Origin of the sequence: Streptomyces sp. 147326, assembly GCF_045000215.1 — a bacterium.
Taxonomy (GTDB): domain Bacteria; phylum Actinomycetota; class Actinomycetes; order Streptomycetales; family Streptomycetaceae; genus Streptomyces.
Genome location: NZ_CP134201.1, coordinates 7,044,227 through 7,056,730, shown reverse-complemented (window position 1 = coordinate 7,056,730; position 12,504 = coordinate 7,044,227). Strand labels below are relative to the sequence as shown.

The following is a 12,504-nucleotide window of genomic DNA, read 5'->3' as shown; positions in this document are numbered from 1 at the left end:
GTGAAAGGATTTCTCGCGCCTTACTGGGCCGGGGCCTCGATGGCCTCGGAGGTCAGCAGACCCGCGTTGATCTCGCGCAGCGCGATCGAAAGCGGCTTCTCGTGGACGTGGGTGTCCACCAGCGGGCCTACGTACTCCAGCAGGCCCTCACCGAGCTGCGAGTAGTACGCGTTGATCTGACGCGCGCGCTTGGCCGCGTAGATCACGAGGCTGTACTTCGAGTCCGTGGCCTCGAGCAGCTCGTCGATCGGCGGGTTGATGATGCCCTCGGGCGCAGTCATGGAAGAGGACACGCTCTACCTTCCGAAGAATGTGGGAAAGATCGAATCGATCAAGATCTGCTCGATCATGAAAAATCGACCAATGATTCAGCCAACTTCCATCAAGGCTAGCAGCTCACGAGCCACGTCCTCGACGGAGGTGTTGACCAGGGTGGTGTCGAACTCCGATTCGGCAGCGAGCTCGATCTTGGCGGAGGCGAGCCGGCGCTCGATGACCTCGGCCGATTCGGTGCCCCGGCCGGTGAGCCGGCGGACGAGTTCGTCCCAGCTCGGCGGCGCCAGGAAGACGAGCTGGGCGTCGGACATCGACTCGCGGACGAGCCGTGCGCCCTGGAGGTCGATCTCCAGCAGTACCGGCTCGCCGCTGTCCAGGCGTTCCAGCACCGCGCCGCGCGGTGTGCCGTAGCGGTTGCCCGCGAACTCGGCCCACTCCAGCAGCTCGCCGTTGGCGATCAGCTTGTCGAACTCGTCGTCATTGACGAAGAAGTAGTGGACTCCGTGTCGCTCACCGGGCCGCGGCTTGCGGGTGGTGGCCGACACCGAGAGCCATACCTCGGGGTGAACCTTGCGCATATGCGCGACGACCGTGCTCTTGCCGACCCCTGAGGGGCCGGAGAGCACGGTCAGCCGCGGACGAACCTCTGCTGCCATAGAGCGATTATCCAGGTTCTCGGGACTGCCTGAGAACGCCGGGAGAACTTCAGTCGACGCCTCAGGCGCCGGTGCTGCCGAACTCGCGCTCCAGAGAGGCGATCTGGTTGGAACCGAGACCTCGGACACGCCGGGACTCGGAGATGCCGAGACGCTCCATGATCTGCTTGGCGCGCACCTTGCCCACGCCAGGCAGAGACTCCAGCAGGGCGGAGACCTTCATCTTGCCGATGACGTCGTTCTCCTGGCCCGTCTTGATGACCTCTTGGAGCGAGGCGCCGGAGTGCTTGAGTCGATTCTTGACCTCGGCCCGCTCCCGGCGAGCCGCGGCGGCCTTTTCGAGCGCGGCTGCGCGCTGTTCAGGGGTAAGGGGCGGAAGAGCCACGCCTACGTCACCTCGGATGTCGAACTGTCGGATACGGACCGGTGGGCAGCCCGAAGGCACCACACCTGGCGAGCTCCCGAACAGCGATGGAAACGCGTTCGCTGCACGTTCACTCTGCTCGGAGACTAGCGGCCAACACCGCTCCAGTCAGCGAGAACGGACGAAAAGTCCTGGTCAGCCTCCACTGAACCGTACATCACGGACAAAATACCTCTGTTTTGTCCGATGAAGAGCGTTCGGGTTTCGCCAAGAAGTGCGAGAGGCCGCGCCGCGGGAGATGCGGGCGGCCTCCACGGGCGGGTGATTACGCGGAGACGGCCTCGCCGATCTCGTCGGCGAACCGACGCGCCGAGTCGCGCAGCGCCGTGACGTCCGGGCCGTGCTTCAGGACGCCCCGCGACACGTTCGGGACGACGTTGCGCACGGCCTTGCCGAACACCGCCGGCAGGTCCGCCGCCGTCGCGCCCTGCGCGCCGATGCCGGGGGCCAGCAGCGGCCCGTTGATGTCCAGGTCGAAGGAGGACAGGTCGCCCAGCGTGGCTCCGACCACCGCGCCGAAGGACCCCATCGGGGCGGCGTCCGCGTTCTCCGCCGCCAGGTGCGCCAGCATCGTCGCGCCGATGGTCCGGCCGTCCTCCCGGACCGCCCGCTGGACCTCCGCGCCCTCCGGGTTCGAGGTCAGGGCGAGCACGAACAGGCCGGCGCCCGAGGCGCGGGCCAGGTCCACCGCGGGCTTCAGCGAGCCGTAGCCCAGGTACGGGGAGACCGTCAGCGCGTCCGAGAACAGCGGCGAGGCCGGGTCCAGGAAGGCCGAGGCGTACGCGGCCATGGTCGAGCCGATGTCGCCCCGCTTGGCGTCCATGACGACCAGGGTCCCGGCCGCCCGGGCGTCCGCCACGGTCTGCTCCAGGACGGCCACGCCCTTGGAGCCGAACCGCTCGAAGAAGGCCGCTTGCGGCTTGAAGACCGCCACCGACTCCGCGAGCGCCTCCACGACGGTGCGGGAGAACCGCTCCAGGCCCGCGATGTCGTCGGACAGGCCCCACCGGGCCAGCAGCTCGGCGTGCGGGTCGATGCCCACGCACAGCGGGCCGCGGGTGTCCATCGCCTGGCGCAGGCGGGTGCCGAACGGGGTCACAGGGCTCACTTCGCGGCCTTTCGGGTCTCGGCGCCCACCGCTTCGGCGAGCGTCGCGTACGGGCTGACGGCCAGGCGCGCGGCCAGGCCCTTGTGGATGGCGCGGGCGTAGCAGGGGCCCTCGTAGATGAAGGCGCTGTAGCCCTGGATCAGCGTGGCACCGGCCAGGATCCGCTGCCAGGCGTCCTCGGCGTTCTCGATGCCGCCGACCCCGACCAGGACCAGCCGGTCCCCCACACGGGCGTACAGGCGGCGCAGGACCTCCAGCGAGCGCTCCTTGACCGGGGCGCCGGACAGCCCGCCGGTCTCCTTCACGAGGTCCGGGGAGGACTTCAGGCCGAGCCCCTCCCGCGCGATGGTGGTGTTCGTCGCGATGATGCCGTCGAGGCCCAGCTCCAGGGCCAGGTCGGCGACCGCGTCGACGTCCTCGTCGGCCAGGTCGGGGGCGATCTTGACCAGCAGCGGGACCCGGCGGTCGGTCACGGTGCGGTCCGCGGCCTCCCGTACGGCCGTGAGGAGCGGGCGCAGCGACTCGGTGGCCTGGAGGTTGCGCAGGCCCGGGGTGTTCGGCGAGGAGACGTTCACGACGAGGTAGTCGGCGTGGCGGGCGAGCCGCTCGGTGGAGGCGACGTAGTCCGCCACCGCCTCCTCCTCCGGCACGACCTTCGTCTTGCCGATGTTGACGCCGACGACCGTCTTGAAGACGGGCCGGCGGGCCGCGAGGCGGTCCGCCACGGCCGCGGAGCCCTCGTTGTTGAAGCCCATGCGGTTGATCAGCGCGCGGTCCGGCACGAGGCGGAACAGCCGCTTCTTGGGGTTGCCGGGCTGCGGCTCGGCCGTGACCGTGCCGATCTCGACGTGGTCGAAGCCGAGCATCGACATGCCGTCGATGGCCACGGCGTTCTTGTCGAAGCCGGCCGCGAGGCCGAAGGGGCCGTGCATGCGCAGGCCGAGGGCCTCGGTGCGGAGCTCCTTGTGGCGGGGGGCGAGGCAGGCCGCCACGAAGGTGCGCAGCACGGGGGTGCGGGCCGCGAGGCGGATCCAGCGGAAGGCCGTGTAGTGGGCCTTCTCCGGGTCCATCCGCTTGAAGACCAGGTTGAAGAAGAGTTCGTACATCGTCGAGAGGATCCCTCTGCGCTCATGGAAAGGGGGACACCCGTCGTGAAACCGGTGTCCCCCCTGCCGTTTCCGGGCTGTACGGGCTGTGCGGACTGATCAGTCGCGGGCCGCGGTCAGGCGCTCCGCGTGCTCCTGGAGGGAGCGCACGCCCACGTCGCCGCGGTTGAGCGCGTCGATGCCCTGGACGGCCGCGGCGAGTGCCTGGACCGTGGTCAGGCAGGGGACGCTGCGAGCCACGGCCGCCGTGCGGATCTCGTAGCCGTCGAGGCGGCCGCCGGTGCCGTACGGGGTGTTGACGATCAGGTCGACCTGGCCGTCGTGGATCAGCTGGACGATGGTCTTCTCGCCGTTCGGGCCCTCGCCCTCGCTGAGCTTGCGCACCACGGTGGCGTTGATGCCGTTGCGGCGCAGCACCTCGGCGGTGCCGGAGGTGGCCATCAGCTCGAAGCCGTGGGCGACGAGCTCGCGCGCCGGGAAGATCATCGAACGCTTGTCGCGGTTGGCGACGGAGATGAACGCCCGGCCCTTGGTGGGCAGCGGGCCGTAGGCGCCGGCCTGCGACTTGGCGTAGGCGGTGCCGAAGACGGCGTCGATGCCCATGACCTCGCCGGTGGAGCGCATCTCCGGGCCGAGGACGGTGTCCACGCCGCGGCCGTGGATGTCGCGGAAGCGCGACCACGGCATGACGGCCTCCTTGACGGAGATCGGCGCGTCGATCGGCAGGGTGCCGCCGTCGCCGGTCTTCGGCAGCAGGCCCTCGGCGCGCAGCTCGGCGATGGTGGTGCCGAGCGAGATGCGGGCGGCGGCCTTCGCGAGCGGGACGGCGGTCGCCTTCGAGGTGAAGGGGACGGTCCGGGAGGCGCGCGGGTTGGCCTCCAGGACGTAGAGGATGTCACCCGCCATCGCGAACTGGATGTTGATCAGGCCGCGGACGCCGACGCCCTTGGCGATGGCCTCGGTGGAGGCGCGCAGGCGCTTGATGTCGTAGCCGCCGAGGGTGATCGGGGGCAGCGCGCAGGCCGAGTCGCCGGAGTGGATGCCGGCTTCCTCGATGTGCTCCATGACGCCGCCGAGGTAGAGCTCGTGGCCGTCGTAGAGGGCGTCGACGTCGATCTCGATGGCGTCGTCGAGGAAGCGGTCGACCAGCACGGGGCGGGTCGGGGAGATCTCGGTGGACTCGGCGATGTACGACTCCAGGCGGGCCTCGTCGTAGACGATCTCCATGCCGCGGCCGCCGAGCACGTAGGACGGGCGGACGAGGACCGGGTAGCCGATCTCGTCGGCGATGGCCTTCGCACCCGTGAAGGTGGTGGCGGTGCCGTGCTTGGGGGCCGGCAGGCCGGCCTCGGCGAGGACCTGGCCGAAGGCGCCGCGGTCCTCGGCGGCGTGGATGGCCTCGGGCGAGGTGCCGACGACGGGCACGCCGTTGTCCTTGAGCGCCTGGGCGAGACCCAGGGGGGTCTGGCCGCCGAGCTGGACGATGACACCGGCGATGGGGCCGGCCAGCGACTCGGCGTGGACGATCTCCAGCACGTCCTCGAGCGTCAGCGGCTCGAAGTACAGGCGGTCGGAGGTGTCGTAGTCCGTGGAGACGGTCTCCGGGTTGCAGTTGACCATCACGGTCTCGAAGCCGGCGTCGCTGAGCGCGAAGGAGGCGTGGACGCAGGAGTAGTCGAACTCGATGCCCTGGCCGATGCGGTTCGGGCCGGAGCCCAGGATGATGACCGCGGGCCTGGTGCGCGGGGCGACCTCCGACTCCTCGTCGTACGAGGAGTAGAAGTACGGGGTCTTCGCGGCGAACTCGGCGGCGCAGGTGTCGACCGTCTTGTAGACCGGGCGGACGCCGAGGGCGTGGCGGACCTCGCGGACGACGTCCTCGCGCAGGCCGCGGATCTCGGCGATCTGGGCGTCGGAGAAGCCGTGGCGCTTGGCCTCGGCGAGCAGCTCGGGGTAGAGCTTGTCGGCCGCCGTCAGCTCGTCCGCGATCTCCTTGATGAGGAAGAGCTGGTCGACGAACCAGGGGTCGATCTTCGTGAACTCGAAGACCTCCTCCTGGGTGGCGCCGGCGCGGATGGCCTGCATGACGGTGTTGATGCGGCCGTCGGTCGGGCGGACCGCGGTGCGCAGCAGCTCGTCCTTGTCGCCCGGGTCTCCGACGAAGGTGAACTGGGAGCCCTTCTTCTCCAGGGAGCGCAGGGCCTTCTGGAGCGCCTCGGTGAAGTTGCGGCCGATGGCCATGGCCTCGCCGACCGACTTCATCGTGGTGGTGAGGGTGGCGTCGGCGAGCGGGAACTTCTCGAAGGCGAAGCGCGGGGCCTTGACGACGACGTAGTCGAGGGACGGCTCGAAGGAGGCCGGCGTCTTCTCGGTGATGTCGTTGGGGACCTCGTCGAGCGTGTAGCCGATGGCCAGCTTGGCGGCGATCTTGGCGATCGGGAAGCCGGTGGCCTTGGAGGCGAGCGCCGAGGAGCGCGAGACGCGCGGGTTCATCTCGATGACGATGACGCGGCCGTCGGCCGGGTCGATCGCGAACTGGATGTTGCAGCCGCCGGTGTCGACGCCGACCTCGCGGATGATCGCGATGCCGATGTCGCGCAGCCGCTGGTACTCGCGGTCGGTGAGCGTCATCGCCGGGGCGACGGTGATCGAGTCACCGGTGTGGACGCCCATCGGGTCGAAGTTCTCGATGGAGCAGACGACGACCACGTTGTCCTTGGTGTCGCGCATCAGCTCCAGCTCGTACTCCTTCCAGCCGAGGATGGACTCCTCCAGGAGCACCTCGGTGGTCGGGGAGAGCGTGAGGCCCTGGCCGGCGATGCGGCGCAGCTCGTCCTCGTCGTGGGCGAAACCGGAGCCGGCGCCGCCCATGGTGAAGGAGGGGCGCACGACGACGGGGTAGCCGCCGAGGGTCTCGACGCCCTTGAGGACGTCGTCCATCGAGTGGCAGATGACCGAGCGGGCGGACTCGCCGTAACCGATCTTGGCCTTGACGGCTTCGACGACGCCCTTGAAGAGGTCGCGGTCCTCGCCCTTGTTGATGGCCTCGACGTTGGCGCCGATGAGCTCGACGCCGTACTTCTCCAGCACACCCTGCTCGTGCATGGAGATCGCGGTGTTGAGCGCGGTCTGGCCGCCGAGGGTGGGGAGCAGCGCGTCGGGGCGCTCCTTCGCGATGATCTTCTCGACGAACTCGGGGGTGATCGGCTCGACGTACGTGGCGTCGGCGATCTCCGGGTCGGTCATGATCGTCGCGGGGTTGGAGTTGACGAGGATGACCCGCAGGCCCTCGGCCTTGAGGATGCGGCAGGCCTGGGTGCCGGAGTAGTCGAACTCGGCGGCCTGTCCGATGACGATCGGGCCGGAGCCGATGACCAGGACGGACTGGATATCGGTGCGCTTAGGCACGCTCGGCCTCCATCAGGGATACGAAGCGGTCGAAGAGGTACGCGGCGTCGTGCGGGCCGGCAGCCGCCTCGGGGTGGTACTGGACGGAGAAGGCCGGCTGGTCGAGCAGCTGGAGGCCTTCGACGACCTGGTCGTTCAGGCAGACGTGGGAGACCTCGGCGCGGCCGTAGGCGGTCTCCGAGACCTTGTCGAGGGGCGCGTCGACGGCGAAGCCGTGGTTGTGCGCGGTGACCTCGACCTTGCCGGTGGTGCGGTCCTGCACCGGCTGGTTGATGCCGCGGTGGCCGTACTTCAGCTTGTAGGTGCCGAAGCCGAGCGCGCGGCCCAGGATCTGGTTGCCGAAGCAGATGCCGAAGAGCGGGGTCCTGCGCTCCAGCACGCCCTGCATGACGGCGACGGGGCCGTCGGCGGTGGCCGGGTCGCCCGGGCCGTTGGAGAAGAACACGCCGTCCGGGTTGACCGCGTACACGTCTTCGACGGTGGCGGTGGCGGGCAGCACGTGCACCTCGATGCCGCGCTCGGCCATCCGGTGCGGGGTCATGCCCTTGATGCCGAGGTCGACGGCCGCGACGGTGAAGCGCTTCTCGCCGATCGCGGGGACGACGTACGCCTCCTTGGTGGCGACCTCGGCGGAGAGGTTCGCGCCCTTCATCTGCGGCTGCGACTGGACCTTGGCCAGCAGGGCCTCGTCGCGGATGCCCGTCCAGGCGTCGCCGGAGAAGATGCCGACGCGCATGGCGCCGCGCTCGCGCAGGTGGCGGGTCAGGGCGCGGGTGTCGATGCCGGAGATGCCGACGACGCCCTGCTTGACCAGCTCCTCGTCCAGCGAGCGCTGCGAGCGCCAGTTGGAGGGGACGCGGGCGGGGTCGCGGACGACGTAGCCGGCCACCCAGATGCGGGAGGACTCGGGGTCCTCGTCGTTGACGCCGGTGTTGCCCACGTGCGGGGCGGTCATCACGACGACCTGCCGGTGGTACGACGGGTCGGTGAGGGTCTCCTGGTATCCGGTCATGCCGGTGGAGAACACGGCCTCGCCGAAGGTCTCCCCCACAGCGCCGTAGGCACGGCCGCGGAAGATCCGACCGTCCTCCAGGACGAGTACGGCGGGAGCTTTGGCTGCTCCCCTGGTGGAGGTCGTCATCGTTCGGCGCCTTCCGTCGTGATGGATGAGTTCATGAGGTTGATCGCTTCGACCCAGGCGGCGTGTTCGGCCGCGCGGTCGGAGCGGAATCCGGAGTCGATCAGCTTGTCGCCGTGCGCCCAGGTGACGACGAGCAGACCGCCCTCGGTGAGTACCTTGCCCGCGATTCCCTTGTCGAGGCGGGCGCCGCGCAGCTGCGCGGCCGGTACGAAGAAGTCGTTGGCCCCCGGTCGGACCACGTCGAGGCCCGCGTCGGTGAGCGTGAGCTCGACCCGGCTGCGCAGGCCCAGACCGTGGGCGACGATCCGGTCGAGCCACTGCCCGGCGGTGGTGGACCCGTGGTACCGGCCGGTCAGGGCCAGCCGGTGCTCGGGAAGACCTTGGGGGGCGGCGGGCAGCTCCGGCAGATCGTTCTGCAGAGCGCCGCGCCATTTCCAGCCCTGCCGCATCAGCCAGTACACGAACGCGATGAAGACGATCAGGCCGATCACCCACGCGATGCGGGCGCCGACGCTGGTCACCTCCGCCGACTGTCGTTCGGCGGCCTCGGCGGCCAGTTGGATTACTGCAGGTGTCACGCCAGTTTCCCGTCCACGACCGTTGCCCGGCCCCGCAGGAAGGTGTGAGTGACGCGCCCCGGCAGCTCACGGCCCTCGTAAGGCGTGTTGCGGCTGCGGGAGGCGAAGTGTGCGGGGTCCACGACACCACGGTACGAGGTATCGACCAAGGTCAGGTTCGCGGGTTCACCTGCCGAGACGGGACGGCCGTGGTTCTCCAGGCTGCCGATGCGCGCAGGGGCGAAGGACATCCGCTCGGCGACGCCCGCCCAGTCGAGCAGTCCGGTCTCCACCATCGTCTGCTGCACGACGGAGAGCGCGGTCTCCAGGCCGACCATGCCCATGGCGGCGGCGGCCCACTCGCAGTCCTTGTCCTCGTGCGGGTGCGGGGCGTGGTCGGTGGCGACGATGTCGATCGTGCCGTCGGCGAGCGCCTCGCGCAGGGCCAGCACGTCGCGCTCGGTGCGCAGCGGCGGGTTGACCTTGTAGACCGCGTTGTACGAGCGCACGAGCTCCTCGGTGAGGAGGAGGTGGTGCGGGGTGACCTCGGCGGTGACGTCGATGCCGCGGGCCTTGGCCCAGCGGACGATCTCGACGGAGCCGGCGGTGGAGAGGTGGCAGATGTGGACGCGGGAGCCGACGTGCTCGGCGAGCAGGACGTCGCGGGCGATGATCGACTCCTCGGCGACGGCCGGCCAGCCGCCCAGACCGAGCTCCGCGGAGACGATGCCCTCGTTCATCTGGGCGCCCTCGGTGAGGCGGGGCTCCTGGGCGTGCTGGGCGACGACACCGCCGAAGGCCTTCACGTACTCCAGGGCGCGGCGCATGATCACGGCGTCGTCCACGCACTTGCCGTCGTCGGAGAAGACGGTGACGCGGGCGGCGGAGTCGTGCATGGCGCCCAGCTCGGAGAGCTGCTTGCCCTCCAGGCCGACGGTGACGGCGCCGATGGGCTGCACGTCGCAGTAGCCGGACTCCTTGCCCAGGCGCCAGACCTGCTCGACGACGCCGGCGGTGTCGGCGACCGGGAAGGTGTTCGCCATCGCGAACACGGCGGTGTAGCCGCCGGAGGCGGCGGCGCGGGTGCCGGTCAGGACGGTCTCGGAGTCCTCGCGGCCGGGCTCGCGCAGGTGGGTGTGCAGGTCGACGAGGCCCGGGAGGAGGACCTGGCCCTCGGCCTCGATGACGGTCGCACCCTCGGCGGACAGGTTGTTGCCGACCTCGGCGATGGTCTCGCCGTCGATCAGGACGTCCTGCGCCTCGCCGCCGAGTACCTTCGCGCCACGGATAAGGATCTTGCTCATGGTTACTTGCTCTCCTCGGTACGGGCGGCGGGGGCGGTGGTGACGGCGGGCTCGGAGCCTCCGAGCAGCAGGTACAGGACGGCCATCCGGGTGGAGACGCCGTTGGCGACCTGCTCCACGGCCGTGCAGCGGTCGGAGTCGGCGACCTGGGCGGTGATCTCCATGCCGCGGTTCATCGGGCCGGGGTGCATCACGATGGCGTGCTCGGGCATCTTCGCCATGCGGTCGCCGTCGAGCCCGTACCGGCGGGAGTACTCGCGCTCGGTCGGGAAGAAGGCGGCGTTCATGCGTTCGCGCTGCACACGCAGCATCATCACCGCATCGGACTTCGGCAGCACGTCGTCGAGGCTGTACGAGACCTCGCACGGCCAGGCCTCGACGCCGATCGGGACGAGCGTGGGCGGGGCCACCAGGGTGACCTCGGCGCCGAGGGTGTGCAGCAGGTGGACGTTGGAGCGGGCCACGCGGCTGTGCAGGACGTCGCCGACGATGGTGATCCGGCGGCCGTTCAGGTCCTTGCCGAGGCCGGCGTCGCGGCCGACCAGGCGGCGGCGCATGGTGAAGGCGTCCAGCAGGGCCTGGGTGGGGTGCTCGTGCGTGCCGTCGCCGGCGTTGACCACGGCCGAGTCGATCCAGCCGGAGGTCGCGAGCCGGTAGGGCGCGCCGGAGGCGTGGTGGCGGATGACGACCGCGTCGGCGCCCATGGCCTCCAGGGTCAGCGCGGTGTCCTTCAGGGATTCGCCCTTGGAAACGGAGGAACCCTTGGCGGAGAAGTTGATGACGTCGGCGGAGAGCCGCTTGGCGGCCGCCTCGAAGGAGATCCGGGTGCGGGTCGAGTCCTCGAAGAAGAGGTTGACGACCGTGAGACCGCGCAGGGTGGGCAGCTTCTTGATCGGCCGGTCCGCGACGCGGGCCATCTCCTCGGCGGTGTCGAGGATCAGGACGGCGTCGTCGCGCGTGAGATCGGCGGCCGAGATGAGGTGGCGCTTCATCTGGATGGCTCCGTAGGTCGGGAGGGCGGGCGGACTGACGGGCGGAGGTGCGAGCGGGCAGGGCAGGGCAGGGCGCGGGCCCGGTCGGGGCCCGTCACCCGGAAGGTCTACTGACCTGCTGCCTGGGTGGTCCGCTGGCCGAGCAGCACGGCGTCACGGCCGTCCTCCTCCTGGAGCTGGACCTTGACGGTCTCCCGCAGCGACGTGGGGAGGTTCTTGCCGACGTAGTCGGCGCGGATCGGCAGTTCGCGGTGGCCGCGGTCGACGAGGACGGCGAGCTGCACGGCGCGCGGGCGGCCGAGGTCGCCGAGGGCGTCGAGCGCGGCGCGGATGGTGCGGCCGGAGAAGAGCACGTCGTCGACGAGGACGACGAGGCGGCCGTCGAGGTCGTCGCCGGGGATCTCGGTGCGGCCGATCGCGCGGGCGGGCTTCATCCGCAGGTCGTCGCGGTACATGGTGATGTCGAGGGAGCCGACCGGGATCTTCGTGCCGGTGATCTCTTCGAGCTTGGCGGCCAGCCGGCGGGCGAGGTACACACCGCGGGTGGGAATGCCGAGGAGCACCACGTCGTCGGCGCCCTTGGCGCGTTCGACGATCTCGTGGGCGATGCGGGTCAGGACCCGCGCGATGTCCTGCGCTTCGAGTACGGGGCGCATGGAATCGGCGTGCTGCTGGGTGTCCATGAAAAGGACCTCCTTCTCCGCCTCACGGGACGGACCTTAAAGGACGTCTGATGTACGTGTCCCACGGTACCAGGGCGCGGCCGGTCGTCGGCACCGGCCTGGTGCGGAGGGGCTCTCACGGGGCTGCTGGGGCCCCTCTTGAGGGGGCGGCGAAGACCATTCGGCTTGACGCATCCAAGTAACGCTGCGTAACCTCACAGTGAGTTACCAGCCGCGCGGCGGAGCCGCACGTGGTCAATGTCGTCACAGCGTCCATGTCGTCACAGCGTCACAGCGTCCGGGAGCGTTATGTCCAGCGAATACGCCAAACAGCTCGGGGCCAAGCTCCGCGCCATCCGCACCCAGCAGGGCCTTTCCCTCCATGGTGTCGAGGAGAAGTCCCAGGGCCGGTGGAAGGCCGTGGTGGTCGGGTCCTACGAGCGCGGGGACCGCGCCGTGACCGTCCAGCGCCTTGCCGAGCTGGCGGACTTCTACGGGGTTCCGGTGCAGGAACTGCTGCCCGGCACGACTCCCGGCGGGGCTGCCGAGCCGCCGCCGAAGCTGCGCCTCGACCTGGAGCGCCTCGCGGGCGTTCCCGCCGAGAAGGCCGGCCCGCTGCAGCGTTACGCGGCGACGATCCAGAGCCAGCGCGGCGACTACAACGGCAAGGTGCTGTCGATCCGCCAGGACGACCTGCGCACCCTGGCCGTCATCTACGACCAGTCCCCCTCGGTCCTGACCGAACAGCTGATCAGCTGGGGCGTTCTGGACGCGGACGCGCGCCGCGCCGTGGCGCACGAGGACATCTAGTCCCCGCTTCCAGGACCAGCAGAAACGTTACCGGCGGGTGCCGGGAGCCCGAGAGGGTTC

Annotated in this window: 12 protein-coding genes; 1 reads left to right on the top strand and 11 read right to left on the bottom strand. The window is 70.0% G+C overall.

Features of this window, described 5'->3' with window-relative positions; genetic code table 11:
• Positions 1 to 20 precede the first annotated feature (20 nt).
• The 11 genes from rpoZ to pyrR form a co-directional block, all read right to left on the bottom strand.
• A complete protein-coding gene (gene rpoZ / locus RIU97_RS32450; protein ID WP_030879741.1) occupies positions 21 to 293 on the bottom strand; it encodes a DNA-directed RNA polymerase subunit omega in 273 nt (90 codons plus the stop codon).
• A 75-nt stretch (positions 294 to 368) separates the two neighbouring features.
• A complete protein-coding gene (gmk, locus tag RIU97_RS32445; RefSeq protein ID WP_404961088.1) occupies positions 369 to 932 on the bottom strand; it encodes a guanylate kinase in 564 nt (187 codons plus the stop codon).
• A gap of 61 nt (positions 933 to 993) precedes the next feature.
• On the bottom strand, positions 994 to 1,317 hold the full coding sequence (locus RIU97_RS32440) for an integration host factor (RefSeq protein WP_030008746.1): 324 nt from the start codon (positions 1,315 to 1,317) through the stop codon (positions 994 to 996).
• A 304-nt stretch (positions 1,318 to 1,621) separates the two neighbouring features.
• The gene (pyrF, locus tag RIU97_RS32435) at positions 1,622 to 2,464 is read right to left on the bottom strand and encodes an orotidine-5'-phosphate decarboxylase (protein ID WP_319721161.1); all 843 of its coding nucleotides are present in this window, start codon (positions 2,462 to 2,464) and stop codon (positions 1,622 to 1,624) included.
• Positions 2,461 to 3,570, bottom strand: coding sequence for a quinone-dependent dihydroorotate dehydrogenase (locus tag RIU97_RS32430; RefSeq protein WP_404961087.1), 1,110 nt, complete (start codon positions 3,568 to 3,570; stop codon positions 2,461 to 2,463). Before RIU97_RS32430 ends, pyrF begins: the two co-directional genes overlap by 4 nt.
• A 99-nt stretch (positions 3,571 to 3,669) precedes the next feature.
• Positions 3,670 to 6,978, bottom strand: coding sequence for a carbamoyl-phosphate synthase large subunit (gene carB, locus RIU97_RS32425; RefSeq protein ID WP_404961086.1), 3,309 nt, complete (start codon positions 6,976 to 6,978; stop codon positions 3,670 to 3,672).
• Entirely contained in the window at positions 6,971 to 8,119 is a 1,149-nt protein-coding gene (gene carA, locus RIU97_RS32420) for a glutamine-hydrolyzing carbamoyl-phosphate synthase small subunit (RefSeq protein WP_404961085.1), read from the bottom strand. Before carA ends, carB begins: the two co-directional genes overlap by 8 nt.
• The gene (locus RIU97_RS32415; protein WP_404961084.1) at positions 8,116 to 8,697 is read right to left on the bottom strand and encodes a hypothetical protein; all 582 of its coding nucleotides are present in this window, start codon (positions 8,695 to 8,697) and stop codon (positions 8,116 to 8,118) included. Before RIU97_RS32415 ends, carA begins: the two co-directional genes overlap by 4 nt.
• Positions 8,694 to 9,980, bottom strand: a complete 1,287-nt coding sequence (locus RIU97_RS32410; RefSeq protein ID WP_404961083.1) for a dihydroorotase — start codon at positions 9,978 to 9,980, stop codon at positions 8,694 to 8,696. Before RIU97_RS32410 ends, RIU97_RS32415 begins: the two co-directional genes overlap by 4 nt.
• Positions 9,981 to 9,982: 2 nt before the next feature.
• Positions 9,983 to 10,972, bottom strand: a complete 990-nt coding sequence (locus RIU97_RS32405; RefSeq protein ID WP_404961082.1) for an aspartate carbamoyltransferase catalytic subunit — start codon at positions 10,970 to 10,972, stop codon at positions 9,983 to 9,985.
• A 107-nt stretch (positions 10,973 to 11,079) separates the two neighbouring features.
• A complete protein-coding gene (gene pyrR, locus RIU97_RS32400) occupies positions 11,080 to 11,655 on the bottom strand; it encodes a bifunctional pyr operon transcriptional regulator/uracil phosphoribosyltransferase PyrR (RefSeq protein ID WP_404961081.1) in 576 nt (191 codons plus the stop codon).
• A gap of 288 nt (positions 11,656 to 11,943) precedes the next feature.
• Here pyrR and bldD point away from each other — a divergent pair, with 288 nt between their 5' ends.
• Positions 11,944 to 12,444 (top strand): transcriptional regulator BldD, encoded by a 501-nt coding sequence (gene bldD / locus RIU97_RS32395; RefSeq protein WP_007263032.1) that lies wholly within the window; start codon positions 11,944 to 11,946, stop codon positions 12,442 to 12,444.
• Positions 12,445 to 12,504 lie beyond the last annotated feature (60 nt).